Genomic DNA, 26,042 nt, shown 5'->3' with positions numbered 1-26,042 from the left:
CTTGCCTGCCTCTTCATTTGACAAGAGGCAGGCAAATTTAATCTTAGCCAACAGAAAAGCGAAAAATTATAATGGCCACCTCCCCAGTGATCTCTGCAAAAAACGTTTGGAAACTTTTTGGACCGCACCCAAAACGCTATCTCGATCAAATGCCAGAAGGGCATTCTTTCGATGAGATCCGTGCTGATGGGTATATTGCGGGTGTCAAAGATGTCTCTATTGACGTTGGTCGCGGGGAAATGCTGGTCATTATGGGGCTTTCCGGCTCAGGTAAATCCACACTTGTGCGCTGTCTTTCGCGCCTGCACGACATCACCGGCGGCGTGATCGAGGTCGATGGCCAAGACATCATGTCTCTATCCGAAAAAGAATTGATCGAGCTGCGACGCTCGAAAATGGGAATGGTATTTCAGTCATTTGGCCTGCTTCCACACCGCACCGTTCTGGAAAACGTGGCCTTCCCACTGGAAATGCGTGGTCAAGACCGCCACGAACGCCGCGAACGTGCCATGGAGGTGATCAAACTTGTTGGGCTTGAAGGTCGCGAGGAGTATTTCCCACGCGAGCTATCCGGAGGCCAGCAACAGCGCGTCGGTATCGCCCGCAGTCTGGCGATTGAACCTGACATCTGGTTCCTGGATGAACCTTTCTCGGCGTTGGATCCGCTGATCCGCCGTGAAATGCAGGATGAATTCCTGCGCCTGCAGGAAATGCTCGGCAAAACCATTGTTTTCATTACCCACGATTTTGACGAGGCCCTGCGTCTGGCCGACCGGATCGCCATCATGAAAGATGGCGCAGTTGAGCAATGCGATACCCCAGACAAGATCGTGATGAATCCGGCAACGGAATATGTGCGTAAATTCACCGAAGAAATTGATAAAGCCCGCGTTGTAACAGCGGGCGCAATCATGCAGCCTATGAACGGCACCACACCTGAGGGTGACGGCATTGGCGCCGATGCCTCCCTGCGTGATCTTGCTAAAATTCTGGTCAACGATACCCGCGAAATTCTTCCCGTCACAGGGAATGACGGTGCAATCGCCGGTGTGCTGAACCGACAAACCGCCCTTGATGTTCTGTTCGAGGCGGACTGATGGCCAGCACAACAACAAATACCATGAACTCGGCCAACTCTGGCCTGAGTCGAAACCAGATTGCGATCGGCCTGCTATTCGCGGCCTTTGCCCTGATCCTTTTGCGTCCTTTATTGCCAGCCTGGCTGATCCGGGTTCCCGAAGGTGCCATTTTACCGTGGGACATTTGGCTTGATGCGGTCTTTAACTTCATCAAAGACGACCTAGGGCTCATCCACCTAACACGGGCCATCTCTGCCGGGTTGGAAAAACTACTCGATGTGACTGCGAACCTGCTGTACGGGCGCAATCGCTGGCCGCGCATCGGGCCCATTCCATGGTCTGCCATTGCCGCCGCAGTTGCAGTGCTTGCCTATTACCTTGGTGGCTGGAGACTGGCTGCACTGGCCGCTTTCACCTTCATCTGGACCGCGCTTGTGGGCCAGTGGAAGATTGCAATGCAGACGATGTCGGTTCTGGTTGTCGCCGCACCTGTTGCCATTCTAGTCGGCCTTTTGCTTGGCATCGCCGCTTGGAAATACAACTGGTTTGAGAAGTTCATCCGCCCGGTTCTGAGTATTCTGCAAACCCTGCCATTCTTTACCTATCTGTTGCCGGCGGTCATTTTCTTCAAAGTTGGCCCTACAGCCGGGGCCGTAGCCACGGTTGTCTTTGCCGTACCACCGATGATTTTGATGACAACACTTGGCTTGCGTAAAGTGTCCTCAGAGGTGATCGAAGCTGGCCAAATGTGTGGCTGCAGCCGCTGGCAGATGCTGACCCGCGTCTATGTTCCAGCCGCCCGGACCGAGATTTTGGTTGGTGTAAACCAAGTGATCATGCTTTGCCTTGCCATGGTCGTTCTGACCGCCTTTATTGGCATGCCCGGACTCGGCGCAAAACTTCTGGCCATGATGGGTTCTTTCAAAATCGGTCGCAGTTTTGAAATCGGTATCACGATCGTGTTGTTCGCGATCACGCTGGACCGGATGTCAAAAGCTTGGGTTCTGAAACAGCCCGAGCATTTTGAACGCGGCGCACCCTGGTGGCAACGTCACAAATATGCGCTGCTGTCCGTGGGCGCTTTTGTCTTGTTCCTCGGATTATCACAATTGATCCCGATCCTATCCGAAGTTGGTCGCAAGCAAAGCCTGTCGCAAGGCAAGCAAATCGATACACTGATCAAGGGATTTCTGGCCATCGATGGTATTCGTGCCGTCACTGAATGGCTGCGCTGGTTCTTGAATGTCTGGGTTCTGATCCCCTTCCGTAATGCGCTATTGTGGGTGCCGACCCCTGCCTTCATTCTGGTCATCATGTCCTTTGGCTGGTGGTTGGCAGGTCGTCGCGAAGCGATGATCGCAGGGCTGTTCTTTGCCATCGTCGCAGCAACCGGCTGGTGGGACCGCGCAGTTATCACGCTCTATACTGTGATCTCTGCGGTGATCCTTGCCACCTTTATCGGCCTGCCACTGGGTATTCTGGCGGCACAATCCGAGAAATGGTCAAAACGCATTCTACTGGCCTGCGATACCGCACAAACCTTCCCAAGCTTCATCTACCTGATCCCTGCGATCATGCTGTTTGGCGTCAATGACGTGGCTGTGGTGTTCTCAATCTTGATCTTCGCCGCCGTGCCTTTGACACGCTACACCATCGAAGGCCTGCGCACCGTGCCACCAGAGATGACCGAAGCGGCAGACATGTCAGGTGCCACCAAACGGCAAAAACTGCTGTCCGTTCAGCTGCCGCTGGCTCTGCCAACTATGGCGGTTGGGTTCAATCAGGCCATCATGTTCGCCTTCTTCATGGTGATCATTGCCGCCTTCATCGGAACCCAGGATTTGGGGCAAGAACTGCAACGTACATTGGCGGGCACCGATCTGGGCAAGAACTTCGTTCTTGGCATGGACGTGTCGTTGATGGCGCTCAGCTTTGACATGATCATTCGTAAATGGACTGAAACCCGCAAAAAGGCACTGGGGTTGGGAATATGAACATGAAACCCGTTTTTGAGACGCCCTTCGAAAGGAAAGGCGTCATTACACCGGGCACACCGATACTACCGCACGGGGTAGAACGTCACCCTGTTCCGGGCGGTGGCTCGCGTGCAGTCCCCGTATATAGGGGCGATGAGGTCTCGGTCCTCGACCGAGATGGGCTACAACCCGGAGAGCTGGTGATGTTTGCGCCAGATAAATCCTCGGATGCGGCTTATCTGGGGGTCAAAGGCCATGGTCGACCCGAAGCCACGATTGCCACATTGGCAAACGGATCGCGGTCAGGTGCCAAAGTTCTGCGCGCATTGGACGCCGCAGGCTTCAATTTAGGCAAAGGCGACGGGATTGCCGTGTTTGGTGAGGGCTCTCACCCCGGTGACATGGCAAGCTTTGTCGCCGAACGTGACGGGCTGTTGATTGTCGCAGCCACCGGCGGGCCAATGTCGCCAGAGCAGCACAATACAACAACGGATCTAATCTTGTATATCCGCCGGGCAGACCCCAGCGCAGGCAAACAAGAGGTCGGCCCACCAGACCCGCTGGCAGACCCATTATTGGATTTCAACATTCAACCCGGCAACGCCACCTCCTATCAGGTCAAAAAAGGCGAATACATTCAGGTTCTGGATATCAAAGGTCGTGAGTGCAGCGATTTTCAGGCCTTCTCAGCGCGCGCGCTAGACAAAGGGCTTGAACGCGAGATCGACCCAACCACAACCCGCAGCCTGATGGGCAGCCTGTACCCTCAACCAGGGATTTTCAGCAAATACTGGTCAAGTGATCAAGAACCGCTGATCGAAATTGTTCAAGACACTTGCGGCCGTCATGACACCTTTGGTTTGGCTTGCACCGCCCGTTATTATGAGGATCTTGGCTATCCCGGGCATTTGAACTGCTCGGACAATATCAACAAGGATCTTGACCAATACGGCATTCGCCCGCGCGGTGGCTGGCCTGCGATCAATTTCTTCTTCAATACGATGCTGGATGACACCAATGCCATCGGAATGGATGACCCTTGGTCACGTCCGGGGGATTTTGTCCTGCTCAAAGCTTTGACCGATCTGGTCTGTATCTCAACGGCTTGCCCCTGTGACATCGACCCAGCCAATGGCTGGAGCCCCACCGACATTCAGGTGCGTACTTACAAAAACAACGAAAACTTCAGCCGCTCGGTCGGCTACCGGAAATCAGCGGAGGCCGATGTGGAAGAAACCAAAAAAACCGGATTTCACGATTGTTTCGCCCGTCATACGCGGGACTTTATTGAATACAACGGCTACTGGCTGCCCAATACAATGAGCAATCACGGCACAATTGCAGAATATTGGGGTTGCCGTGACAAAGTCGCTGTGATGGACCTATCTCCGCTGCGCAAATACGAGGTCACAGGCCCCGACGCCGAAGACCTGATGCAGCTGTGTGTGACCAGAAACATGAAAAAGCTCAGCGTTGGTCAGGTTGTCTATACTGCCATGTGTTATGAACACGGCGGCATGATTGACGATGGCACCGTTTACCGTCTGGGCGATACCAACTTTCGCTGGATCGGCGGCAACGACACCTCGGGCCTGTGGTTGAAAGAACAGGCACAAAAACACGGTTTAAATGCCTGGGTGCGCAATTCTACTGATCAACTGCACAACATCGCCGTGCAGGGACGCCATTCGCGCGATATATTGTCAAAAATCTTCTGGACCCACCCACAACAGCCCACGATTGAGGAACTACCGTGGTTCCGGCTGACCATCGCACGCGTGGGCGATGTGACCGGCACCTCTGTGGTGATTTCCCGCACCGGCTATTCGGGTGAGTTAGGTTATGAAATCTTCTGCCATCCGAAAGACGCCGTTGAAATCTTTGATGCCGTTTGGGAAGCCGGGCAGGAATACAACATCGTGCCGCTTGGCCTTGGGGCCCTTGACCTTCTGCGGATCGAAGGCGGATTGATCTTTGCGGGTAGCGAATTTGACGACCAGACTGACCCGTTCGAGGCTGGCATCGGCTTCACCGTACCACTGAAATCGAAGGAAGATGACTTTATCGGCCGCGCCGCAATTGAGGAACGCAAAGCCCACCCTCATCGCAAGCTGGTCGGGTTTGAAGTGGAAGGTGGCATCATTCCCGCCCCCGGTGATTGTGTACGTGTAGGCAAAGCCCAAGTTGGCGAAATCACCTCTGCCATGAAATCACCAATCCTTGGTAAGGTCATTGCCCTTGGGCGGGTTTCCACAACCCATGCACAGCCCGGATCAGCCATCGAAATCGGTCAACTAGATGGCCAGCAAAAGCGGCTCAAGGCCACAATCAGTGCCTTTCCGCATTTTGACCCAACCAAAGAGCGTGTCAAAGGCAACTATGACTAGTCAGATTTGATCGCACCACAGACTGGGCAATCTTCGCGTTTGCCCAGTCCAAATTTCCGGGTCTCACCATATAGCGCATCATAGATCAGCATCTCACCACGCAGGGCTGTACCCGCGTCAGTGACCACCTTAATCGCCTCTGCCGCCATCATAGCTCCGATCACACCCGGTAAGGGGCTCAAAACGCCCGCCTCTGCACAAGACGGTGCCAACCCAGCCGCAGGGGCTTCGGGAAAGATGCACTCATAACAGGGTGTACCATTTGCAGGGTCGAACACGCTGATCTGCCCTTCCCATTGCGATAGTGCTCCTGAGATCAAAGGCTTTCCCAGTTTATGCGCCACAGCGTTGGCCAGATAGCGGGTTTCAAAATTGTCCGTCCCATCCAATATAAGATCATAGTCAGCAAACAGATCTTCGGAAATTTCTGGCGTCAGCCGCCGCTGATAAGGCCGAACATTGACCGCCGGATTTTGCGCCTGCATCGCCTTCATAGCCGATTGTACCTTGGGCAATCCTATATCCTGATCGCGGTGGATCACTTGCCGTTGCAGGTTAGAGTTTTCGACCACGTCATCGTCAATCACCCCGATGGTGCCGACCCCCGCCGCAGCCAGATAAAGCAACGCCGGCGATCCAAGTCCCCCCGCGCCAATCACCAGAACCTGCGCCTGCTTCAGCGCCTTTTGCCCCGGCCCGCCAATCTCACGCAACACGATGTGGCGGGCATAGCGCTCCAACTCAGTTTGTGTGAATGTCTTGGGCGAAGATACGACCTCTGCCGGTGTTTGTGCTTTGGCGCGCAACTTTCCCAATCCGACGCGGTAAAATAAAATCACCACCACAGCACCACCCAATATCAACCATGTCGCCGCGCTCTCTCCGGTGGCCATTCGCAGTGCATGGCCATTAGGCAAAATGAGGTGAAGCAAAATCACCGCTAGCCACAAAAAAACGATCATGCCCCAGCGCAGGCTGTGCGGCACTTTCATAACAATGCCCATGCCCCAAATTGCAGCCATCAAGACCAATACCAATAACATTAGCCGACCCCGGTTGAACCAAAGCCACCGCCACCGCGCGTGGTTTCATCCAAAGCATCCACCTGCACAAACTCGGCTTGTATCACCGGGGCCACCAGCATTTGCGCAATCCGCATACCGTGCGTGATTTCAAACGCCTCAGCCCCCGCATTCAAAACAATCACCCCCAAAGGTCCGCGATAGTCACTATCAATCGTGCCCGGACTGTTGGGCAAAGTAATCCCATACTTCAACGCCAAGCCTGAACGCGGCCTGATCTGCACCTCGTACCCCGCTGGAATAGCCAGCCGCAGCCCCGTGGGCACTAACGCACGCGTGCCCGGTGCAAGGGTTACACCCGCCCGCGCGGTTTCAGGGAAGTTCGCCCGCAGGTCTGCCCCCGCAGCACCGGCTGTTTCATAAGACGGCAAACCCAAGGACCGGTCAGCCCCCTCATCCCAAAGCATCTGAATCGCGACCATCCCCAGCCCCTTCATCTTTCCTAAAATACACCCGCCGGAGACATCAGCCCTTAGCCAAAAGCGCCTGCGCCAGCTCTTGCGCCAATCGTTTAGCGACCTGAGCTTTGGCCATACGTGGCCAACTGTCAGCCCCCCGATCCGAAATCAAGGTCACAGCATTTTCCTGACCGCCCATAATCCCGGTTTCGGGGCTGACGTCATTGGCGACAATCCAGTCACAGCCCTTGCGCTTACGTTTGGCCGTGGCATTTTCGATCACATCATCGGTTTCAGCCGCAAAGCCCACCACCAAACTGGGACGGCCTTCCCCCATCTGACTGATGGTTGCCAGAATGTCGGGATTTTCCGTAAATTCCAACACAGGCACACCCGTACTGTCTTTTTTCATCTTCTTATCCGAGGCTTGCGCCATCCGCCAATCAGCCACTGCTGCTGCAAATACTGCTGCATCCACTGGTAAGGCGTTCTGAACCGCCTCCAACATCTGCTGTGCTGTCTCAATCTTGATCACCTGCACCCCTTGTGGTGGCGGCACGTCCGCCGGTCCAGTGACAAACACCACCTCCGCTCCCAGCGCCGACAACGCCTGCGCCAGGGCAGTGCCCTGCGCACCGGATGACCTATTGGCGATATAGCGCACCGGATCAATCGGTTCATGCGTCGGGCCGGACGTCACCAATACGCGCTTACCGTTCAATGGACCGTTAACCAAAGCGGCTTCTGCTGCGGCCACAATTTCCAACGGTTCAGCCATGCGCCCCGGACCATATTCGCCGCACGCCATGTCACCCTCATTTGGGCCAACAACCATTATTCCATCGTTCTGCAACGTCGTCAGATTGCGCTGTGTCGCGGGATGCTCCCACATCCGCACATTCATCGCAGGCGCAATCATTACTGGCGTGTCGGTGGCCAGTAACAAAGTCGAGGCCAAATCATTGGCATGCCCCTGCGCCATCTTGGCCATCAAATCCGCAGTGGCCGGGGCCACAACAATCAGATCGGCGCTCCGGCTCAGTTCAATGTGACCCATTTCGGCCTCATCGGTCAGATCAAACAGATCACGGTAAAGCTTCTGTCCAGCCAGGGCCGATACCGACAATGGCGTGACAAATTCTTCGCCTGCTTTGGTCAGCACCGGCGTCACCACAGCCCCGCGTTCACGTAAACGTCGGATCAAATCCAGAGCTTTAAACGCGGCAATACCCCCGCCAATGATCAAAAGAATGCGTTTTTCGGCCAGCATGGGCAGGTTCCTTTCACTGCGTTGCTGACACTATGGCGCAGCTGCCACAGACACAAGAGGGCAGCCGCCTACTGAAACGCGGCGCAAGGGTCTTCCCGTTCAATCGCAGACGCTGAGATTACCTCATCAAATCCACCGTTCAGCATGGCCCCCTCTTCGGTTTGACCCAACACATAGATCTGCAAGTCCGGGGCCAGATCTGCCAGCACTGCCGATGCGCCCCAATCCTTGCGCGCATGTCCGTTGCCAGTGATCACAGCAACCGGCCCGCCAGTATCATCCAGTGCCGTTAGAACGGCACGTGCCAAAACTGCGTCACGCAGGCGCTGTATCTCAACCATCACTGGCAACATTTCTGCCGGCAAGGCATCACAATGCGCAGCATGTTGCAGGGCCTCACGCTGAATTTGCTGATCTTCCGAAAGAGGGGCAGTAAGGCCAAATCGCTTAGCCTCAGGAAAGACGGCATCAATCCCCTCCTGCATCGCCTGACGGCCCTCCTTACGTGGGACTCCTGCACCATATATTCTGGCCTCACCTGCTACTGCAAAAATCGGATAGTAGATCTCAAAATCTGGCCAACCGCTGTTTTCCCATTCCAACGCCTGTGCCAAAGCACGCGCATCATCCCGAAGCCCCGGGGTATACTGCGACGCCTGCAATGGGGTCAGCATCTCAAACACAATCGCAGCAGGCTTAAACGCCTGAACGCGCTCTGATTGGGTGATATGGTGGGTGGGGTTGTCGTGAATTTCGCCCAAGATCAACACATCCTGCGCCAAAGCGGAACTGGCAGACAAAAACAACCCAATGACAACATGACTGATCTTCATGTGATCAGGTTGTGCACCTCTGGCCCGTATTGTTCAAGAGTACGACGCAGCTTTTGCAATGCCGCCGCTTCTACCTGACGAATACGTTCCTTGCTCAGGCTCAGCTCAATCCCCAGACTTTCCAATGTACGCGGTGTCTCCAGTAATTTGCGCTCTTGAATAATGAACCGCTCGCGTGCATTCAGATGGGCCATCGCACGTTGCAACCAATCCCGCAGCGCTTGTTGATCATGGGCCACCTCAACAATCTCATCACCACGCGGTGCGTCATCTTCGAGGGTATCGATCCACTCGCGGCTTTCTTCTTCGGTGGATTGCGATGCATTGAGAGAGAAATCACTACCAGACAATCGTCCTGCCATCATTTCCACATCACGCACCGGCACACCAACCTCCATTGCGATCATCTCGCGCAGCTGATGGGTGTCCAGTTCGTCACCACGGGTCATCGCCTCGCGCTCCAGACGTGCTTGCACCCGACGCATGTTGAAAAACAGCGATTTCTGACTGCTGGTTGTCCCGGTGCGCACCATCGACCAATTGCGCATCACATAGTCCTGAATCGATGCCTTGATCCACCAGACTGCATAGGTTGAAAACCTCACGCCGCGGTCCGGGTCAAACTTGTCTGCGGCCTTCATCAGCCCCAGACCCGCCTCCTGAATGAGGTCGTTCATCGGCGCCCCGTAACGTTTGAACTTGGACGCCATCGAAATCGCCAACCGCATATAGGCCGTGATCAATCGATGTAGTGCCGCCTCATCGCGCTGATCGCGCCATGCATAGGCCAGCTGCCGTTCGGTCTCGGCATCCAGCAATTCGGCTTTCATCGCTTTGCGCGACATCTGGTTTGAACTTGGGGCATCCAGTGGCATCTGAGCCTCCTTCCCGCTCAGGTCTAGTCAATCATCTCTTTCTCAGTCTCTCATCAAATGATACGCAGTCCAAATCACTCCGGATCAAATAAGGGTGCACAAACGCGATGCTACCGGGACTGACATTGGTACTTGGGGGCGCAGCCTCGGGTAAATCCGCCTTCGCCGAAGGGCTGGTGATCAACACCGGCCGTCAACGCACCTATCTGGCCACCGCAGAAATTTATGATACTGAAATGCAGGCCAAGGTCGCAAAACATCAGGAAATGCGAGGCACAAACTGGCACACAATAGAAGTGCCGCTTGACCCCGGGCGCGTTCTGGCCACGGTTCACGGTGAACAGGTGGTTCTACTTGATTGTGCCACAATGTGGCTTAGCAATCAACTTTTGGCAGAAAATGACCTTGTACAAGCGGAATTCGACTTGATGCAGGGATTGGCGTTATGTGCGGCTCCGGTGGTAATTGTCTCGAACGAAACCGGCCTGGGAATTGTCCCTGACAACGCACTCGCGCGGCGTTTTCGGCAGGAACAGGGTCTATTAAACCAGCGCCTTGCAGCAAAGGCTGGTCTGGTGGTGAACGTTATCGCCGGGCTTCCACAGGTTCTGAAAGGCACATTGCCGTGAGCCGCCTGTTTTTGATCCGCCATGGCCCCACACATGCCAAATCAATGGTCGGATGGTCTGATATTCCCGCCGACCTAAGCGATACCGAACAATTGGCTCGTCTAGCGGCCTTTCTGCCGCCAGACGCATTGGTCATCTCTTCTGATCTGATCCGCGCCAGTGCCACCGCCGATGCGATTGCGGGAAATCGTTCCCGGCTGCCGCATGACCCGGACTTACGTGAAATCAACTTTGGTGACTGGGAATTGCAACGCTTTGACGCCATCGAAGATCAAGATCACATCCGGCGATATTGGGATGATCCCGGCGACATCTCCCCTCCAAATGGCGAAAGCTGGCATGAGGTCTCTGCCCGGGTTACCGGAGCCGTAGAACGCTTATTACGTGCTCATCCCGACAAAGACCTGATTGTTGTTGCTCACTTCGGGGCAATTCTGACACAGGTTCAGCATGCCCTAAAGATCAGCGCCTACGAGTCATTTAGCCATCGTATCGACAACCTATCTGTGACCGAGTTGCATTTGAAAAATTCTGGCTGGCACGCTGAACGGATCAATCACCTCCCGTGATGGGGACGCGCACAATTCATCGTTGGGCATTGTGGAATTACCCCACTAAGCTGCCTTTATGACTTATGATCTTATCCTCGGCGATCGCGCCTATTCCAGCTGGTCCCTGCGCATCTGGCTTTTGTTCGATAAATTCGACCTGCCACGCAGCACCACATTTGTAGATTTCAAGAAAGGCAGCGTCCCGGCGCAAATGCCCGACTGGGCCCCAGCCAAAACCGTGCCCGCGATACGCACGACTGAAGGGGCCATTGTCGGCGAGACCATCGCCATCGCTGAAGAGCTGGCCACGCGGCACCCAAATCTGCCGCTTTGGCCTGCAGACCCCAAGGCGCGCGCCACCGCGCGTGCACTGGCCAGCGAAATGCACTCTGGCTTTGGTCACCTGCGAAGCGACTGCCCGATGAATCTGCGGCGAGCCTATTCCGGTGTCACCCCATCAGAAAGCCTAATGGAAGACTTAAAACGTATTGAGCTAATCTGGGACCACGCCCGCACCACCTGTCAATCTGATGGGCCCTGGCTATGTGGCGACTACGGCATAGTCGACGCCTTCTATGCGCCAATTGCGGCTCGCATCGCAGGGTACGGCTTGCCTGTTTCGGAATCGGCTCAGGTCTACGTTAACGCCCACTTGAATGAGACATCCTTCCGCCAGTGGCGTGCCATGGGCCTCGTGCATGGCGATACACTCAATCGCTATGCACAAACCTATGACACCGCCCCATGGCCCGGCCCCGCCCCCCTTGCGGCCAAGCCCGTTGACTCAGGTCCATCAGAGAATGAATTTTGCCCATATTCAGGCGATATAGTCACACATTTTTTAGAGATGGATGACCGCATCTTCGGATTCTGCAACGCCTTTTGCCGCAACAAAACTGTCGTCGACCCCAAGGCGTGGCCCAAGTTCATGGCCTTGCTGTAAACTAATTGCCAAGCAGATCTTGCAGCGCCAGCGCCATCACTTGCGTGGATTCGATCATGTCATCGATGCCGACGTATTCGTCGGGTTTATGCGCCAAATCCAAAATCCCCGGGCCATAAGCGATACAGTTGCTTAAGCGCCCAATTCGATCGATGTGTTTCTGATCATACGTGCCGGGGCTAACGACATACTCCGCCTCGCGACCAAAGACTTCACTCACCGCCTTGGCCACTGATGACACCACTGGCGCATCCTGTTCGGTCATTGTCGGCAAAACCCGGTGCAGCTCGCGAATGTCATAGTCGAACCCGGGTCGTTCCTCCCGTACACGCTCCAAAACCGTGCGAAGCTCATCTTCGACATCTTCGATATTTTCCTCGATCAGGAACCGCCGGTCGATCACCATCCGGCAACGATCAGGCACACAGGCCGAAGGCAATCCAGTGTAATCAGCCTCTTGTTCCGGTTCGCCCCCATGGATCGAGTTGATATTCAAAGTCGATTGTTTTGCGCCATCGGGAACCACCGGCATCTCGGTGCGTTTCTGCGCAAGGGCTGGAAACAGGCTCTGTTCCATTTCTTGCACAACCGCCCCCATATGGCGTACGGCACAATCACCCAAAAATGGCATGGATCCGTGGGCAATCTCACCCTTGGTTTCGATCTCGGCCCACCAGACACCACGATGCCCCAAACAGATGCGGTCTTTGTTCAATGGCTCCGGAATAATCACATGCTGCACGCGGTCGGGGCAGAAATACCCCTTTTCCGCCAGATAGGCGACGCCACCGAATCCACCTGATTCCTCGTCCGCAGTTCCGCTGATCTCAATCGCACCTGCAAAATCAGGGCAAATCGCAATAAACGCCTCGGCCGCAATGATACTGGCTGCCAATCCGCCTTTCATATCGCAAGCTCCACGACCATAGATCTTGCCATCTATCACCGCACCGCCAAAAGGATCGGTCGTCCAGCCATGCCCGACCTCAACCACATCAATATGACTGTTGAAATGCACACATTCGCCGGGGTGCTTGCCCGACTTGCGCGCAACAATGTTCCAGCGCGGATATTTGTCGCTATCCCCAATCGCCCCCTCGGCCCGCACCAGTTCGGTCTCAAACCCCGAATGCAACAAACGGCGGTCCAGATAGTCACAAATCTCGTGATAATTCGCGCCCGGCGGATTCAAAGTCGGAATGCGGATCAGATCCTGCGTCAGCGCAATCAGATCATCGCGCCGGTTTTCAATCTCTGTTCTAAGCTTATGTGCAACGGTCATGGCCAGACTATGCGGTGCCTCTGCACCTCAAGCAAGCCAATCCGTCGGAGATTACAGCGCAGCCTCTGCCGCAGCACGAACCGCGCGGATATTTTCACCATATGGTGCAGGATTGTCGACCGATCCGCCTTTAAACACAGCGGAACCCGCCACAAGTACATCGGCACCCGCCGCCGCCATTAGCGGAGCGGTTTCGGGCGTGATGCCACCATCAATTTCAATATGGATCGGGCGGTCACCAATTTTGGCGCGCAGGTTTTTAACCTTTTCGATCTGGCTGTGGATGAACTTTTGCCCACCAAAGCCGGGGTTAACGGTCATCACACAGATCAGATCCACCATATCCAGCAGGTAATCAATGTCTTCGATGCCAGTGCCCGGGTTCAACGCAAGACCCGCCTTGCAACCAAGCCCACGAATGGCTTGCAATGTACGGTGAATATGAGGACCCGCTTCAAGATGTGCGGTAATAATATCGGCACCAGCATCAGCAAATGCACCAAGGTATTGATCAACCGGCGAAATCATCAGGTGGATATCCATCACCGTTTTGATGTGTGGGCGAATGGCAGCGCACAGCGGCGGACCAAAGGTCAGGTTCGGCACGAAATGCCCGTCCATCACATCCACATGGATCCAGTCCGCGCCCTGCGCTTCGACACATTGAATTTCCTGCCCAAAATTGGCAAAGTCCGCTGACAAAATGGATGGGGCGATTTTGATAGAACGATCAAAGGTCATGGGGTGTCTCCGGGTGGGTAAGCCTGACATGCCTTGCTCATGAGCCGTCGCGCCCCTCAGGTCAACCCCCGGCACCGCCTGAACACGATTTCACCCACCCCCTTGACCTTCGGTCGCAGCGTCCCTCTATCTAATCATGAAGACAAAGCGGATGAGCGCAAGTTATGCAAACGGTCAGACTAGATATCGGCGGGTTAAGCTGCGCGGGCTGCGCAGGCCGTACCGAACGCGCGCTAAACGCTGTACCCGGCGTTGAAACCGCCACTGTTAATTTTGCCAACTCCACTGCAGTGATCGAATTTCCAAAAGATCAAGTCCTTCAAAAATCTTTAATCAACGCCGTCGAAGAGGCCGGTTATCAGGCGTGGCTCAATACCGAAGGTGGCATCGCGAAAAGCGCGCAAAACCATACTGCCCAGATCGCACAGGCGCAGCGCAGAATGATGACCGCCGCCATACTGACCCTACCGGTGTTTGTCACGGAAATGGGTGGGCATCTGTTCCCAAGCTTTCATCATTGGCTGCATCAAACCATTGGTGTGCGTCAACTTTGGGTTCTGCAATTTTTACTCACCACGGTGGTGCTGTTCTGGCCGGGTCGCATATTTTTCAGCATCGGCATTCCCGCTTTGACCAAACGTGCGCCAGAAATGAATAGCCTTGTGGCTCTCGGCAGTGGTGCAGCATGGGCCTATTCCACCCTCGTCCTGCTGGCACCCGGGCTTTTCCCCGAAACGGCACGGGTTGTGTACTTTGAGGCCGCCGCGGTTATTGTCACACTGATCCTGACCGGCCGTTGGTTAGAGGCCCGCGCACGCGGCAGAACCGGTGCCGCGATTGAGGCTTTGATAGGCCTGCAACCCGAAACAGCATTGGTAAAACGTGGGAAAAATTGGATCGCCATTGCGGTGGACGAACTGAAAATCGGTGACGTCATCCAGATCAAACCAGGTGAGCGGTTACCAGTCGATGGCACAGTTGCCTCGGGCCAATCTTACGTTGACGAAAGCATGATCACCGGCGAGCCAGAAGCCGTGGCGAAGATCTCCGGCGATGAGGTCATCGGCGGCACGATCAACGCAGCAGGCGCGTTCCAGTTCAAAGCCACTCGTATAGGTGACGGCACCACATTGGCCGGGATCATTCGTATGGTCACACAGGCGCAGGATGCCAAATTGCCGATTCAAGCACTGGCAGATCAGGTTATCAGGATCTTCGTACCCGCAGTGATTGCAATTGCCCTTCTGACTTTAATCGCATGGCTCATCTTAGGGCCGCAACCTGCCTTGATTCATGCCTTGGTTGCTGCCGTGTCCGTTCTGATCATCGCCTGCCCTTGTGCCATGGGGCTTGCGACACCGACCTCGATCATGGTGGGCACTGGCCGTGCCGCAGAAATGGGTGTGTTCTTTCGCAAGGGCGAAGCGCTTCAGCGGCTGGATGAAATCCGCACGATCGCCTTTGACAAAACTGGCACTCTGACCGAAGGTCGCCCCGCCGTCGTCACAACTCAGATCATCGATGGGTTTGATCAGGCTGAGGTACTGCGCATGGCCGCTGCGGTTGAGGCGAAATCAGAACACCCAATCGCCCGCGCGGTGGTTGAGGTAGCAGACCAACCCTTGCCCGAAGTCTTGGATTTCACATCTACCACCGGGTTTGGCGTCGCCGGGGCTGTGTCCGGACAACGCGTTCACATCGGCAACATAGAACACCTTGCACAAAACAGCATCTCTGATCTGCCCGATCAAAAACAGATCGCAACGCTTGGTCAACAAGGTCAAACCCCAATTTTGATCGGCATTGATGGTGCATTCGCTGGCGTGATGGGCATTGCCGACCCACTGCGTCCGGAAAGCAAGCAAGCGATTGAGACCCTGCACAAAAACGGAATTTCGGTTGCCATGCTGACGGGCGACCGCCCTGAGACAGCCCAAGCCATCGCCGCACAATTGGGTATCGATCATGTTCGCGCCAGCCTTCGACCAGAAGAAAAGCTCGCTGCAATTGATGAGCTGCGCAAATCCGGCCCCGTGGCCTTTGTCGGTGACGGAATCAACGATGCCCCGGCTTTGGCCAAGGCAGATGTTGCCATTGCGCTTGGCACCGGCACCGACATTGCGATGGAAACCGCAGATGTTGTGTTGGTTTCTAGCGACCTTTCAGGGGTGATTAACGCGCGACATCTGTCGCAACAGACCATGCGGAACATCCGGCAAAACCTGTTTTGGGCTTTTGCCTACAACGCTGCATTATTGCCAGTAGCCGCTGGCGTTCTGTATCCAGCAACAGGTCTGTTGCTGTCCCCGATGCTGGCCGCCGGGGCAATGGCATTGTCGTCGGTTTGTGTGGTCAGCAACGCCTTGCGCTTGCGTCGTGTACAGCCTGCGCTGGCAGCTTCAAAAAACCACTAGGCACCCTCACACAAGCTGGCTAAGGTGCCGTTCAATCTGCGCTTTAACAGGCACAAATTCACCCCTATCTGGCATCCCATGACGAGGTCCGCATGGAAGATCTTTCCCCCCGCACCATTTCCGAGGCCCCACGCGAAACGCCCGTGATTCATGACACCGATGTTTTGGTGGTCGGCTCTGGCCCGGCGGGTCTGGCCGCTGCATTAGCCGCTGCGCGTTGCGGGGTTGAGGTGGCCCTTGTGGAGCGGTTCGGTTGCTTTGGTGGCAACATCACGGTTGTCGGCGTTGAAGGCTTCGCTTGGTATCGTCACGAAGACACAGTTGAGGCCGGTGGAATTGGCTGGGAGTTCGAACAACGCGCCAAAGCCGCAGGTGCCGCTGTGCCAGAAAGCCAGTCGCTCAGCTATGAGCTGGACAGCGAAGGCTTCAAACTGGTCGCCGACCGGTTGGTGGAAGAGGCTGGCATTCACCCCATGCTGCATCGCCAGTTCGTCGCCCCCATCATGGATGGTAATGAAATTAGAGGGATCATCGTCGAATCCAAGGCAGGGCGCGAGGCGATCCTGGCAAAACGTGTGATTGATGCCACCGGTGATGCCGATGTCGCCGAACGCGCAGGTGCATTGACCTACATGACACCCATCGAGGAAATGCAAGCTGCATCGGTGATGTTCCACGTGGCTGGCGTTGATAAAAAGGCCTTTATGGATGGCGTCAAAGCCAACCCACAAACCTACAAGGACTGGTCTACCGGCGAGTGGGAGGTCGAGACAGATGGTAAAGAAGACACGATGTTTTCCCCGTTTCTCGCCAAACCTTTTGAACAAGCCATTAAAGATGGCGTGATCCCGCCACACCTGAATACCATTGGTGGGACTTGGGGTGCGGTGCACGACAGTGGCGAGATGACCTATATGAACCTTGTGCATCTGGCGGGCTGTGATGGCACCGACCCAGACAGTCTGACCAAATTCGAAATTGAAGGCCGCAAGCAAGCGATGCATGCGATTGAAGCCCTGCGCCACTACACGCCCGGCTGCGAAGGCGTCCGGTTGCGGAACTTTGGCATGTCGCTGGGTGTGCGCGATACCCGCAAGATCGATGCGGTGTACAACTTGACTGATGAAGATATGCGCCATCAGGGGCGCTTTGATGATAGCATCGGAATTTATCCAGAATTCATAGATGGTTACGGTATCTTAATCTTGCCCACCACCGGGCGCTATATGCAGGTGCCGTACAGCTGTATGTTGCCACAAAATATTGAAAACCTACTGGTTCCGGGCCGCGCAATTGGCGGATCCAAAGTGGCCCATGCAGGCACACGCAACATGGCCTGCTGTGCGGTCACCGGACAGGGCGCAGGTGTGGCTGCGGCGCTGTCGGTCAAATCAAATCGCAGTCAGCGCAATGTTGACCTGAGCGCTGTCCGGTCTGAACTGAAACGGCAAGGCGTGCGGATCGATTAACGTACAGCCTGTACGTTTTACCCCCTTAAAACGTACACAAATCCACCATCGGGATTGACTGCCTCACACTCCGATGTAGCGGCTTGAGACGTCAGATGTCAGATCACAAAATGGCCCCGACCAAACATCGGCCCCGCGTTGCAAGATGGTGGCGCGGTCAGCGACCTGTGACAGCTCTGACAAGGATTTGTCGACCAGAAGAATTGCCATGCCGGTTTCCCCTTTCAGGGTGCGGATGGCGGACCAAATTTCTTGTCGTACAATAGGGGCCAAACCTTCGGTGGCTTCATCCAAAATCAGCAGGCGAGGATTGGTCATCAGGGCACGTCCAATGGCCAGCATCTGCTGCTCGCCGCCGGATAATGTCGCCGCACTTTGATCGCGGCGTTCGTTCAGGCGCGGAAACAACGCACTGACCCGGGCGAAATCCCAATGACCCGGGCGAGCGGCGGCGATGAGGTTTTCAAAGACATTGAGATTGGGAAAGATGCGCCGCCCTTCGGGGACCAACCCGATACCCAATCGTGCGGCCTTGTGTGCTGGCAAGCGAGTCAGGTCGTGGCCATCAAACACCAATTGCCCCGCCGCCACTGGCATCATCCGGCAGATCGATTTGATTGTGGTGGATTTGCCCATGCCATTGCGACCCAACAGTGCAAGAACCTCGCCCTCGGCCAGATCAAAGGACACATCGAATAGAGCCTGAGATGCACCGTAAAAGGCAGAGATGGAGGACAGAGACAACAGGCTCATGCGTCTTCCCCCAAATAGGCCGTTTGCACCGCTTTGTTGGCGCGGATCTCAGACACAGATCCTGTGGCGATGATTTTACCATAAACCAACACGCTAAGCCGGTCCGCCAAGGCAAAGACGGCATCCATATCATGTTCCACCAACAGAATGGGTGCCTCTTGCCGCAGCTCATCCAGCAAAGTGGTCATCTTTGCGGAGCCTTCAGCCCCCATGCCGGCCATCGGTTCATCCATGACAAAGGCCTTGGGGTTCAATGTCAGTGCAATCGCCACTTCCAACTGGCGACGCTGGCCATGGCTGAGGTCTGCGGTGCGCATGCTGGCTTGATCTGCCAGCCCGACACGCTCTAGTGCAGTCATTGCTACCTCACGCAGGTTTGTGTCGGATAGGGCGCGACGGAACATGGCAAAAGCTCCGCCACGGGCGCCCAGTGCGCCCAGCACTGCGTTTTGTAAAACCGTGTCCTCCATCGCTAGGGCGGAGATTTGGAAGGTGCGTCCCAAACCGGCCTTTGCACGGGCACGGGTGGTCAGCGAGGTCACATCTTGGCCCATCATTTCCACCCGGCCACTGTCGGGGGTCAGGCCGCCGCAGATCTGGGCGATCAACGTTGATTTTCCCGCGCCATTTGGACCGATGATGGCGTGAATCTCGCCCGGTTTCAGGGTCAGGCTGATATTGTCACTCGCCTTCAGTGCACCAAACTGTTTGCTGATGTTATGTGTGGCCAGAACCGGATCAGTCATGCGCCACCTGCCTGCCAGCCAAAACGCCGATCAATCCCCCACGGGCAAAAAGCACAACCAACAACAACAACAGCCCCAGCCAGATGTGCCAAAACTCGGACAAACCGCCAAGAAAATGCTCAAGCATGATAAAAAGTGCCGCCCCTGCCACTGGGCCACAGAGCCGCCCGACACCGCCAAGGATGATAAAAATCATAATCTCGCCACTGGTTTGCCAGCTGAACATGTTCGGGCTGACAAAGCGGTTAAGGTCAGCGAAAAGCGCCCCCGCAAGGCCCGTGATTGCGCCCGATATGACAAAGGCAATCAGGCGCAGATGAAACGGGCTGAGGCCGACAGTTTCGACCCGCCCGGGCGACTGGCGCGCGGCATTGAGCGCCAGACCAAAGGGGGCATTAGCCAAGCGGTAACTGAACCACAAGGCGGCCAGCAACAGGGCAAAACACAAGGCGAAAAACTGGATCGGATCCAAGGTGTTCATCCCCGGAAAGCCGTTGCGCACATAGATCGACAGACCATCTTCGCCACCGTAAGCGGGCCAACTTATGGTGAAGAAGAACAGCATCTGACCAAAGGCCAGTGTGATCATGATGAAATAGACACCCGAAGTGCGCAGCGACAGCGCCCCTATGATCAGCGCACCCAAGCCTGACGCCAAGATCGCCGTGATCCAGATCACGGGCATGGATTTGGTACCCTCAAGCAGGAAAGGCGTTTCCATCAAGGGGGTGTAGCTTTGGGCATGGCTGGCGAGAATACCCATGGTATAGCCGCCGATGCCGAAAAATGCGGCATGGCCAAGACTGACCAGCCCGCCCAAGCCCAGCGCGATATTAAGACCGACCCCGGCCAGCGCAAGAATTGCCACCTTGGTAGCAAGCGTGATGGTAAAGGGCTCATCCGTAACATAGGCCCAAAGCGGGATCAGCAGCAGACCCAACAGAAGGGCCGCGTTTATGAGAGGCTCGCGCTTCATGCCAGATATCATGCCTGTGCTCCGAACAAACCCTGTGGCCGCCAGATCAGAACCCCGGCCATCAGGATATAGATCAGCATCGATGACAGTGCCGCACCGGTTGAGGAAGCGCTGGCGTTATCGGTGAAAAGACGCAAGATCGCAGGCAGGGCAATGCCGCCCAATGTGTCGGTAAGCCCAACAAGGATAGCCCCGATCAACGCGCCCTTGATCGAACCGATGCCGCCGATGACGATCACTACAAAGGCCAGAATCAATACGGGCTCCCCCATGCCGACCTGCACCGACTGGATCGCGCCCACCAATGCGCCAGCCAGCCCGGCCAAGGCCGCGCCCAGCGCAAAAACGATGGTGTACAGCTTGGAGATATCAACGCCCAGCGCCGCGATCATCTCCCGATCAGATTCGCCCGCGCGGATACGAATGCCCAGCCGGGTGTGGGCGATCAACCAGAACAGGCCGGCAGCAATAACCAACCCGATGACAATGATCGTCAAACGGTAGACAGGGTATTCAATGCCACCGGGTAAGGTGACCGGGCCGGACAAGGCATCAGGAATATCGAGATAAAGCGGGAATGATCCAAAAAGCCAGCGCGTCCCTTCGGAAAAAATCAAGATCAACGCAAAGGTCGCCAACACCTGATCAAGGTGATCGCGGTCATACAGCCGGCGAATGACCAGCAGCTCCATTAACGCACCCGCAGCGGCGGCGGCGGTGAGTGCTGCCATCAAAGCCAGCAAGAACGACCCCGTCGCACCGGCGACAGCGGCAGCCGCAAAAGCCCCGACCATATAAAGCGATCCGTGTGCGAGATTGATCAACCCCATGACGCCAAACACCAGCGTTAGCCCGGCCGCCATCAAAAACAACATGATCCCGAACTGCAAACCGTTGAGGACCTGCTCGATGAAGAGAAGTGTCGTCATGCAGAGGTTAGCCGAAGGGTCAGAAGCTTATAGGCAAAGCCGCCGAACAGAACCGCGCAAGTGGCGCGAATACCTCTTGCCGCGCGGGCATAGCCCCGACGAAACCCCGCCTTTGAGAACAACACGGCATAACCCAGAAAAACCGCGGCACTTTGTAATCCCACGGCCATCACGATCATCACAAGCGTCGCCGACGATTGCCCGGGTGAAAGCGCAATCGAGTAAAGCGCGCCGAAAAAGAATATCGCCTTTGGGTTTGTCAGATGGAGCAACAATCCCCGCACCCAAAAGGTCCGTAAAGAGGCTGGCGTCACAGAGCTATCGGCAAATGCCGCGTCATTGCGCCAAGCAGCACTTGCAGATTTCCATGCCAGCCACGCAAGATACCCCGCCCCCGCATACCGGATTGCTTCGACCAGCCAACCATGTGTTACCATAATTGCTGCCAATCCACAGGCCGCCGCAATCGACCATGTAAATGAGCCGCACAAGATGCCACTTGCCAAAGCCAGAGCCGGGCGACGCCCATGTTCAGCTGCGGTGGTTGCAATGGCAATCGTTGCCGGGCCGGGGCTGGCCGAGGCCACCAATGCGGCAAGCAAAATCATGGGAAGCAAAGAGAAATCTGGCATCAAACTAGTTTGTATTGGGGAGGATTTGGCTGGGCGACATTACGCCCAGCCAGGTAGATTACATTTTGCAGTCATCCACATAGACGTTGCTGTGATCGCTCAGCGCGGTGCCGATGATCTTGTTAGTGAACACGTCACCCTCTTTGATCACTTCGCGCACATAGATGTCCTGCACCGGGTGGTGGTTGGCAGCAAATTCGAAATCGCCACGAACCGATGCAAACTCCGCCGCTTCCAGTGCCGTACGGAACGCATCAGCATCGCTCACGTCTGCCTTGGCCATTGCCGAAAGCAACAGGTTCGCAGTGTCATAACCTTGGGACGCATAGAGCGACGGCAAGCGACCATATTCGGCTTGGAATGCGTCGACAAAGGCCGCGTTCGCAGCGTTGTCGATGTCTTTGTTCCATTGGCTTGTGTTTTTCACGCCAAGCGCTGCGTCACCCACGGCCTGCAAGATACCCTGATCAAAGCTGAACGCAGGCCCGACCACCGGCAGATCAATGCCGCTGTCAGCGTACTGCTTGAGGAAAGAGATCCCCATACCGCCGGGCAGGAAGAAGAAGATGCTGTCAGCATCCGAGGCGCGGATCTGCGCCAATTCCGCAGCGTAATCCTTTTGTCCCAATTTGGTGAATAGCTCTCCGGCCAGCTCACCTCCGTACACGCGTTTGTATCCGGTCAACGCGTCCTGACCAGCAGGGTAATTCGGGGCCAGAATGAAGGTTTTCTTGAAGCCCGCGTCATTGGCATAACCGCCTGCCGCCTCGTGCAGGTTGTCGTTCTGCCATGCCACGTTGAAATAGTTTGGATGACAGCCTTTGCCCGCCAGTGCAGAAGGGCCAGCGTTAGGTGATAGGTAAAACTTACCCTGCGCAGTAGCGGTGGGCACCACGGCCATGGCCAGATTAGACCAGATGATGCCGGTCAGCACATCGACCTTCTCAGATTGGATCATCTTGTCAGCCAGTTGCACGGCAATGTCAGGCTTACGCTGGTCGTCTTCGACCACGATTTCCAGATTATCATTCCCAGCCATCTTAGCCGCCAGCAGGAATCCATCGCGTACATCAATGCCAAGACCCGCACCACCGCCTGACAGCGTGGTGATCATGCCGACCTTGACCTTGCCGTCTTCGGCCAGCGCGGCCGATCCGATCAGCCCCATGCAAGCAGCTGCAATAAGTGATTTCAGTTTCATGTCCCTCTCCCTATGACTTCAGAACGCTTTGAAGGTCAGCGTTGTCTCGGTACGCTCGATCCCGTCGATGTCGAGCAGATTATCGTTGATGTATTTGCCCACATCCTCGCCCTCGGGGATGTAGAGCTTGAGCAATAGGTCAAAGGGTCCCGAAGTCGAATAAAGCTCGGAATGAATTTCACGCAGCGCGATATTTTCGGCCACGGTGTAAGACGTGCCCGGACGACAGCGGATATTGACAAAAACACAACGCATCTTGGTCCCCCTCTTGTTGCCCGTAACTAAACGGGAATTTGTACTGGAAGGGAACCGTGAATTTTATCGCAAGGTGCTATTCACCCAGCTTGGCGTGCACCTCGTTCAGATCGATCTCACCCACTGGCATTTTGTTGGATGGGTCAAAGAAATCATATTTGAACAGGTCGAAATCGCGTTTGTACATCTCATAGACCAGATGCATCGACAGATCGTCGAAATAATCTTCGACCGGATGGGCGCGCTTGGGGCCGTGACCCTCAGATTCGTTGAACCGCGGAATGGCGTTGATGTCGACCTTATGCGGCGTATCAATTGAACTTAGCACCTGATCCATGCCGTCATTGAATTGCTCGGTCCAGAAAATCTTATCGTAGGTCCCACCATTTAAGACAAAGGTTGCAACATGCCCGGCCTGCGCAGACCAGTGAATATCCGGGTCCATGGGCCGGCGCCAACGAATGGTGTCTCGGGCAAACAGCAAGAAACGGCGGAAGCTTTTGATCTGGTCAAACTCTTGCTTGCCATCATCGCCGCCCACTTCGATCCCGTATTTCTGCATCAACAACGGAACCATTTTCCCACGATACCGATTGCCGTTGCGCTGAATGCCACAGATTTTATCAAAAAAGCTGGACAGAATGCGCGTGTAAGGATTGCGCACGCAGGTAAAGGCATAGGATTTATGCGCTGTGACATTCGCTTGGATCAACGGCTGACTGTGGTCAAGCGCCCATTTGTGCAGTTTTCCGGTCGCATCATGAATATCGCCGTCAAAAAACTCTCCATGGTCAGAATAATACATGATCTGACCAATGGTCGAACAAGCGCACTTCGGTACAACCCGGTACACCATGCTTTCACTTTCAGTCATCCATGTTCCAGGGAATCCCATGACTGCTGCCTCCGTACTTTTAGCCGTTCGTGCGGCTTTAAATTTTCTAATCATTTAAAACACGAGAAAGCCCTGTTTATTCACCGGACATTCGTCGCTATCACTATAGACATCGAGTGAACAGCAGGACAAACCGTTTCTGACATGGCGAAAATCGCTTTTATCCTTTTATGCCACAAAGATCCGGACGCGATCATTGAACAGGCCAATATGCTGACGACAAAAGGGGATTGCATAGCGATCCATTTTGACGCCCGCGCAAAGCCCGCGCATTTCCAGAAAATCAAAACCGCATTGTCAGACAATCCTAATGTGACCTTTGCCAAGAAAAGGGTCAAATGCGGCTGGGGCGAATGGTCATTGGTGCAAGCCACACTTCATGCGGTCGAGGCTGCCTGCGAAGCGTTTCCTCGCGCGACGCATTTTTACATGCTGTCCGGCGATTGCGCTGCCATAAAATCTGCTAACTATGCACATGATTTTCTGGATGCAGAAGACGCCGATTACATAGAAAGTTTTGATTTCTTCGACAGCAACTGGATCAAAACCGGCATCAAGGAAGAACGCCTAATCTACCGCCACTTTCTGAACGAGCGCAAACACAAACGCGCATTTTATGCCAGCATGGCCATCCAAGAGAAACTTGGCTTAACCCGGAAAATCCCCGAGGATTTGCAGATTCAGATCGGCAGCCAATGGTGGTGTCTGCGACGTCGAACAATCGAGGCTATACTGGAGTTTACACGCCAGAGACGGGACGTGATGAAGTTTTTCCGTTCCACCTGGATTCCAGATGAAACTTTCTTTCAAACCTTGGTGCGCCATCTAATTCCAGAAACCGAGATTCATGCGCGCACCCTGACCTTTTTGATGTTCAGCGACTATGGCATGCCTGTCACCTTCTACAATGATCACTATGATCTATTGCTGTCACAAAATTACCTGTTTGCCCGCAAAATCAGCCCAGAAGCACACGAGCTGAAAGAACGGCTGGGCAAAATGTACGCCGCAAGCGATATGCAATTCCAAATTTCGAACGAAGGGCGCAACTTATTCAAATTTCTTACCGGTCGCGGGCGCATTGGCCGTCGATTTGCCAGCCGGTTCTGGGAAACCGAAAGCACTCTGGGCCGAGACCGCGAATTGATGATCGTCGTGTGTAAAAAATGGCACGTTGCCAAGCGGCTGAACGCGCGCATCCGCCAACATACTGATGTGCCCGCGATCGATTACCTGTTCAACGAAGACAGCACAGACTTGCCGGATCTCGGCGGGATCCAGGCCCGTTTACACAAACGCATGCGCCATCGCCGGGCGCTGCTGCGCATGTTGTTTGAGTATCACGGAAACGACAGGTTGCTGATTTGTGTTGATCCCGCCAACATTGAATTGTTACAGGATTTCTGCGGCGATCGCTGCATCACCAGGCTGCTTGAGATACAATGTGATTTCAACGATGACTACCTGAAAGGCCATGCCAAACGTGTTGGATTGGCAGGGGAACAAACCCCTGAAGGCAATCTATCCCGGCTGCTGCCGACCATTCGCCGGGACATCAATTTCGAAAGCGATCAAATACGGGATGCAGAATTTGAAAATCACCTGATCCTGCGCCAGTCTGATACAGCTGAACATATGGCACAGCAGATCTCTCGTTTTCTTGCAGTGCCGCACGATACTGCGTTAGACATTACACAACCCGATCACCTTTTTGCCGATTAGGACC

General features: G+C 55.0%; 24 protein-coding genes. 9 read left to right on the top strand and 15 right to left on the bottom strand.

Translation table 11 applies throughout. The features are described from left to right. The first annotated feature begins 68 nt into the window (after positions 1-68). Genes D9A02_RS06420 through D9A02_RS06410 form a run of 3 tightly spaced genes read left to right on the top strand, consistent with a single transcriptional unit; the run spans position 69 to position 5,442 of the window. Positions 69-1,097 carry a glycine betaine/L-proline ABC transporter ATP-binding protein gene (locus tag D9A02_RS06420; protein WP_216824952.1) on the top strand — a complete coding sequence of 343 codons (1,029 nt, stop codon included), beginning with the start codon at positions 69-71 and terminating at the stop codon, positions 1,095-1,097. Next, entirely contained in the window at positions 1,097-3,073 is a 1,977-nt protein-coding gene (locus D9A02_RS06415) for a proline/glycine betaine ABC transporter permease (protein WP_120500153.1), read from the top strand. Before D9A02_RS06420 ends, D9A02_RS06415 begins: the two co-directional genes overlap by 1 nt. Further along, the gene (locus D9A02_RS06410; protein WP_120500152.1) at positions 3,070-5,442 is read left to right on the top strand and encodes a DUF1989 domain-containing protein; all 2,373 of its coding nucleotides are present in this window, start codon (positions 3,070-3,072) and stop codon (positions 5,440-5,442) included. Before D9A02_RS06415 ends, D9A02_RS06410 begins: the two co-directional genes overlap by 4 nt. Here the strand turns inward: D9A02_RS06410 and D9A02_RS06405 are convergent. The 5 genes from D9A02_RS06405 to D9A02_RS06385 all read right to left on the bottom strand — a co-directional run bounded on the left by D9A02_RS06405 (position 5,439) and on the right by D9A02_RS06385 (position 9,900). Further along, positions 5,439-6,485 carry a HesA/MoeB/ThiF family protein gene (locus D9A02_RS06405; protein WP_120500151.1) on the bottom strand — a complete coding sequence of 349 codons (1,047 nt, stop codon included), beginning with the start codon at positions 6,483-6,485 and terminating at the stop codon, positions 5,439-5,441. The genes D9A02_RS06410 and D9A02_RS06405 overlap by 4 nt on opposite strands. After that, a complete protein-coding gene (gene dut, locus D9A02_RS06400) occupies positions 6,485-6,946 on the bottom strand; it encodes a dUTP diphosphatase (protein WP_120500422.1) in 462 nt (153 codons plus the stop codon). The genes D9A02_RS06405 and dut overlap by 1 nt, the downstream gene beginning before the upstream one ends. Before the next feature lie 43 nt (positions 6,947-6,989). Beyond that, the gene (gene coaBC, locus D9A02_RS06395) at positions 6,990-8,192 is read right to left on the bottom strand and encodes a bifunctional phosphopantothenoylcysteine decarboxylase/phosphopantothenate--cysteine ligase CoaBC (RefSeq protein WP_120500150.1); all 1,203 of its coding nucleotides are present in this window, start codon (positions 8,190-8,192) and stop codon (positions 6,990-6,992) included. Between the two features lie 68 nt (positions 8,193-8,260). Then, positions 8,261-9,025, bottom strand: coding sequence for a ChaN family lipoprotein (locus D9A02_RS06390; RefSeq protein WP_120500149.1), 765 nt, complete (start codon positions 9,023-9,025; stop codon positions 8,261-8,263). Beyond that, positions 9,022-9,900 carry an RNA polymerase factor sigma-32 gene (locus D9A02_RS06385; protein WP_120500148.1) on the bottom strand — a complete coding sequence of 293 codons (879 nt, stop codon included), beginning with the start codon at positions 9,898-9,900 and terminating at the stop codon, positions 9,022-9,024. The genes D9A02_RS06390 and D9A02_RS06385 overlap by 4 nt, the downstream gene beginning before the upstream one ends. Before the next feature lie 107 nt (positions 9,901-10,007). Here D9A02_RS06385 and cobU point away from each other — a divergent pair, with 107 nt between their 5' ends. Genes cobU through D9A02_RS06370 form a run of 3 tightly spaced genes read left to right on the top strand, consistent with a single transcriptional unit; the run spans position 10,008 to position 12,023 of the window. Further along, on the top strand, positions 10,008-10,529 hold the full coding sequence (gene cobU, locus D9A02_RS06380) for a bifunctional adenosylcobinamide kinase/adenosylcobinamide-phosphate guanylyltransferase (RefSeq protein WP_120500147.1): 522 nt from the start codon (positions 10,008-10,010) through the stop codon (positions 10,527-10,529). After that, the gene (locus D9A02_RS06375; RefSeq protein ID WP_120500146.1) at positions 10,526-11,098 is read left to right on the top strand and encodes a histidine phosphatase family protein; all 573 of its coding nucleotides are present in this window, start codon (positions 10,526-10,528) and stop codon (positions 11,096-11,098) included. The genes cobU and D9A02_RS06375 overlap by 4 nt, the downstream gene beginning before the upstream one ends. A gap of 58 nt (positions 11,099-11,156) precedes the next feature. Further along, positions 11,157-12,023, top strand: a complete 867-nt coding sequence (locus D9A02_RS06370; protein WP_120500145.1) for a glutathione S-transferase — start codon at positions 11,157-11,159, stop codon at positions 12,021-12,023. 1 nt (position 12,024) lies between these two features. On the opposite strand, the gene D9A02_RS06365 is transcribed toward D9A02_RS06370, so the two are convergent. Both D9A02_RS06365 and rpe read right to left on the bottom strand, forming a co-directional pair. Beyond that, entirely contained in the window at positions 12,025-13,305 is a 1,281-nt protein-coding gene (locus D9A02_RS06365) for an acetylornithine deacetylase/succinyl-diaminopimelate desuccinylase family protein (RefSeq protein ID WP_120500144.1), read from the bottom strand. Between the two features lie 51 nt (positions 13,306-13,356). Then, entirely contained in the window at positions 13,357-14,046 is a 690-nt protein-coding gene (rpe, locus tag D9A02_RS06360) for a ribulose-phosphate 3-epimerase (protein ID WP_120500143.1), read from the bottom strand. Positions 14,047-14,210: 164 nt separating this feature from the next. On the opposite strand from rpe, the gene D9A02_RS06355 reads away from it, so the two are divergent. Further along, positions 14,211-16,460, top strand: coding sequence for a heavy metal translocating P-type ATPase (locus D9A02_RS06355; protein WP_120500142.1), 2,250 nt, complete (start codon positions 14,211-14,213; stop codon positions 16,458-16,460). A 92-nt stretch (positions 16,461-16,552) separates the two neighbouring features. Further along, on the top strand, positions 16,553-17,929 hold the full coding sequence (locus D9A02_RS06350) for an FAD-dependent oxidoreductase (protein ID WP_120500141.1): 1,377 nt from the start codon (positions 16,553-16,555) through the stop codon (positions 17,927-17,929). A gap of 63 nt (positions 17,930-17,992) precedes the next feature. Here D9A02_RS06350 and D9A02_RS06345 read toward each other — a convergent pair whose 3' ends face one another. The 8 genes from D9A02_RS06345 to D9A02_RS06310 form a co-directional block, all read right to left on the bottom strand. Further along, complete coding sequence (locus tag D9A02_RS06345; protein WP_120500140.1) at positions 17,993-18,682, bottom strand: ABC transporter ATP-binding protein; 690 nt, start codon at positions 18,680-18,682, stop codon at positions 17,993-17,995. Further along, positions 18,679-19,428 (bottom strand): ABC transporter ATP-binding protein, encoded by a 750-nt coding sequence (locus tag D9A02_RS06340; RefSeq protein WP_120500139.1) that lies wholly within the window; start codon positions 19,426-19,428, stop codon positions 18,679-18,681. The genes D9A02_RS06345 and D9A02_RS06340 overlap by 4 nt, the downstream gene beginning before the upstream one ends. Next, a complete protein-coding gene (locus tag D9A02_RS06335; RefSeq protein ID WP_120500421.1) occupies positions 19,421-20,404 on the bottom strand; it encodes a branched-chain amino acid ABC transporter permease in 984 nt (327 codons plus the stop codon). Before D9A02_RS06335 ends, D9A02_RS06340 begins: the two co-directional genes overlap by 8 nt. A gap of 8 nt (positions 20,405-20,412) precedes the next feature. Then, entirely contained in the window at positions 20,413-21,333 is a 921-nt protein-coding gene (locus tag D9A02_RS06330; RefSeq protein WP_120500138.1) for a branched-chain amino acid ABC transporter permease, read from the bottom strand. Then, a complete protein-coding gene (locus tag D9A02_RS06325; RefSeq protein WP_120500137.1) occupies positions 21,330-21,965 on the bottom strand; it encodes a LysE family translocator in 636 nt (211 codons plus the stop codon). The genes D9A02_RS06330 and D9A02_RS06325 overlap by 4 nt, the downstream gene beginning before the upstream one ends. Before the next feature lie 58 nt (positions 21,966-22,023). Beyond that, complete coding sequence (locus D9A02_RS06320) at positions 22,024-23,166, bottom strand: ABC transporter substrate-binding protein (protein WP_174232027.1); 1,143 nt, start codon at positions 23,164-23,166, stop codon at positions 22,024-22,026. 18 nt (positions 23,167-23,184) lie between these two features. Beyond that, positions 23,185-23,421 (bottom strand): Lrp/AsnC ligand binding domain-containing protein, encoded by a 237-nt coding sequence (locus tag D9A02_RS06315; protein WP_120500136.1) that lies wholly within the window; start codon positions 23,419-23,421, stop codon positions 23,185-23,187. Positions 23,422-23,497: 76 nt separating this feature from the next. Further along, entirely contained in the window at positions 23,498-24,316 is an 819-nt protein-coding gene (locus D9A02_RS06310) for a sulfotransferase family protein (RefSeq protein WP_120500135.1), read from the bottom strand. A 144-nt stretch (positions 24,317-24,460) separates the two neighbouring features. On the opposite strand from D9A02_RS06310, the gene D9A02_RS06305 reads away from it, so the two are divergent. Beyond that, positions 24,461-26,038: a DUF5928 domain-containing protein gene (locus D9A02_RS06305; protein ID WP_120500134.1), complete on the top strand. Its 1,578-nt coding sequence runs from the start codon at positions 24,461-24,463 to the stop codon at positions 26,036-26,038. Positions 26,039-26,042 lie beyond the last annotated feature (4 nt).

Origin of the sequence: Roseovarius sp. EL26 (assembly GCF_900327775.1) — a bacterium.
GTDB lineage: Bacteria > Pseudomonadota > Alphaproteobacteria > Rhodobacterales > Rhodobacteraceae > Roseovarius.
The sequence above is the reverse complement of the archived record's forward strand: the minus strand, read 5'-3'. Positions and strand labels throughout refer to the sequence as shown.

Bases quoted from the DNA above. Each gene is read 5' to 3' on its own strand.
- D9A02_RS06415 (WP_120500153.1), top strand. From the start codon at position 1,097: ATGGCCAGCACAACAACAAATACCATGAACTCGGCCAACTCTGGCCTG.
- D9A02_RS06410 (WP_120500152.1), top strand. From the start codon at position 3,070: ATGAACATGAAACCCGTTTTTGAGACGCCCTTCGAAAGGAAAGGCGTC.
- D9A02_RS06405 (WP_120500151.1), bottom strand. From the start codon at position 6,485: ATGTTATTGGTATTGGTCTTGATGGCTGCAATTTGGGGCATGGGCATT.
- dut (WP_120500422.1), bottom strand. From the start codon at position 6,946: ATGGTCGCGATTCAGATGCTTTGGGATGAGGGGGCTGACCGGTCCTTG.
- coaBC (WP_120500150.1), bottom strand. From the start codon at position 8,192: ATGCTGGCCGAAAAACGCATTCTTTTGATCATTGGCGGGGGTATTGCC.
- D9A02_RS06390 (WP_120500149.1), bottom strand. From the start codon at position 9,025: ATGAAGATCAGTCATGTTGTCATTGGGTTGTTTTTGTCTGCCAGTTCC.
- D9A02_RS06385 (WP_120500148.1), bottom strand. From the start codon at position 9,900: ATGCCACTGGATGCCCCAAGTTCAAACCAGATGTCGCGCAAAGCGATG.
- cobU (WP_120500147.1), top strand. From the start codon at position 10,008: ATGCTACCGGGACTGACATTGGTACTTGGGGGCGCAGCCTCGGGTAAA.
- D9A02_RS06370 (WP_120500145.1), top strand. From the start codon at position 11,157: ATGACTTATGATCTTATCCTCGGCGATCGCGCCTATTCCAGCTGGTCC.
- D9A02_RS06365 (WP_120500144.1), bottom strand. From the start codon at position 13,305: ATGACCGTTGCACATAAGCTTAGAACAGAGATTGAAAACCGGCGCGAT.
- rpe (WP_120500143.1), bottom strand. From the start codon at position 14,046: ATGACCTTTGATCGTTCTATCAAAATCGCCCCATCCATTTTGTCAGCG.
- D9A02_RS06355 (WP_120500142.1), top strand. From the start codon at position 14,211: ATGCAAACGGTCAGACTAGATATCGGCGGGTTAAGCTGCGCGGGCTGC.
- D9A02_RS06350 (WP_120500141.1), top strand. From the start codon at position 16,553: ATGGAAGATCTTTCCCCCCGCACCATTTCCGAGGCCCCACGCGAAACG.
- D9A02_RS06345 (WP_120500140.1), bottom strand. From the start codon at position 18,682: ATGAGCCTGTTGTCTCTGTCCTCCATCTCTGCCTTTTACGGTGCATCT.
- D9A02_RS06340 (WP_120500139.1), bottom strand. From the start codon at position 19,428: ATGACTGATCCGGTTCTGGCCACACATAACATCAGCAAACAGTTTGGT.
- D9A02_RS06335 (WP_120500421.1), bottom strand. From the start codon at position 20,404: ATGAAGCGCGAGCCTCTCATAAACGCGGCCCTTCTGTTGGGTCTGCTG.
- D9A02_RS06330 (WP_120500138.1), bottom strand. From the start codon at position 21,333: ATGACGACACTTCTCTTCATCGAGCAGGTCCTCAACGGTTTGCAGTTC.
- D9A02_RS06325 (WP_120500137.1), bottom strand. From the start codon at position 21,965: ATGCCAGATTTCTCTTTGCTTCCCATGATTTTGCTTGCCGCATTGGTG.
- D9A02_RS06320 (WP_174232027.1), bottom strand. From the start codon at position 23,166: ATGAAACTGAAATCACTTATTGCAGCTGCTTGCATGGGGCTGATCGGA.
- D9A02_RS06315 (WP_120500136.1), bottom strand. From the start codon at position 23,421: ATGCGTTGTGTTTTTGTCAATATCCGCTGTCGTCCGGGCACGTCTTAC.
- D9A02_RS06310 (WP_120500135.1), bottom strand. From the start codon at position 24,316: ATGGGATTCCCTGGAACATGGATGACTGAAAGTGAAAGCATGGTGTAC.
- D9A02_RS06305 (WP_120500134.1), top strand. From the start codon at position 24,461: ATGGCGAAAATCGCTTTTATCCTTTTATGCCACAAAGATCCGGACGCG.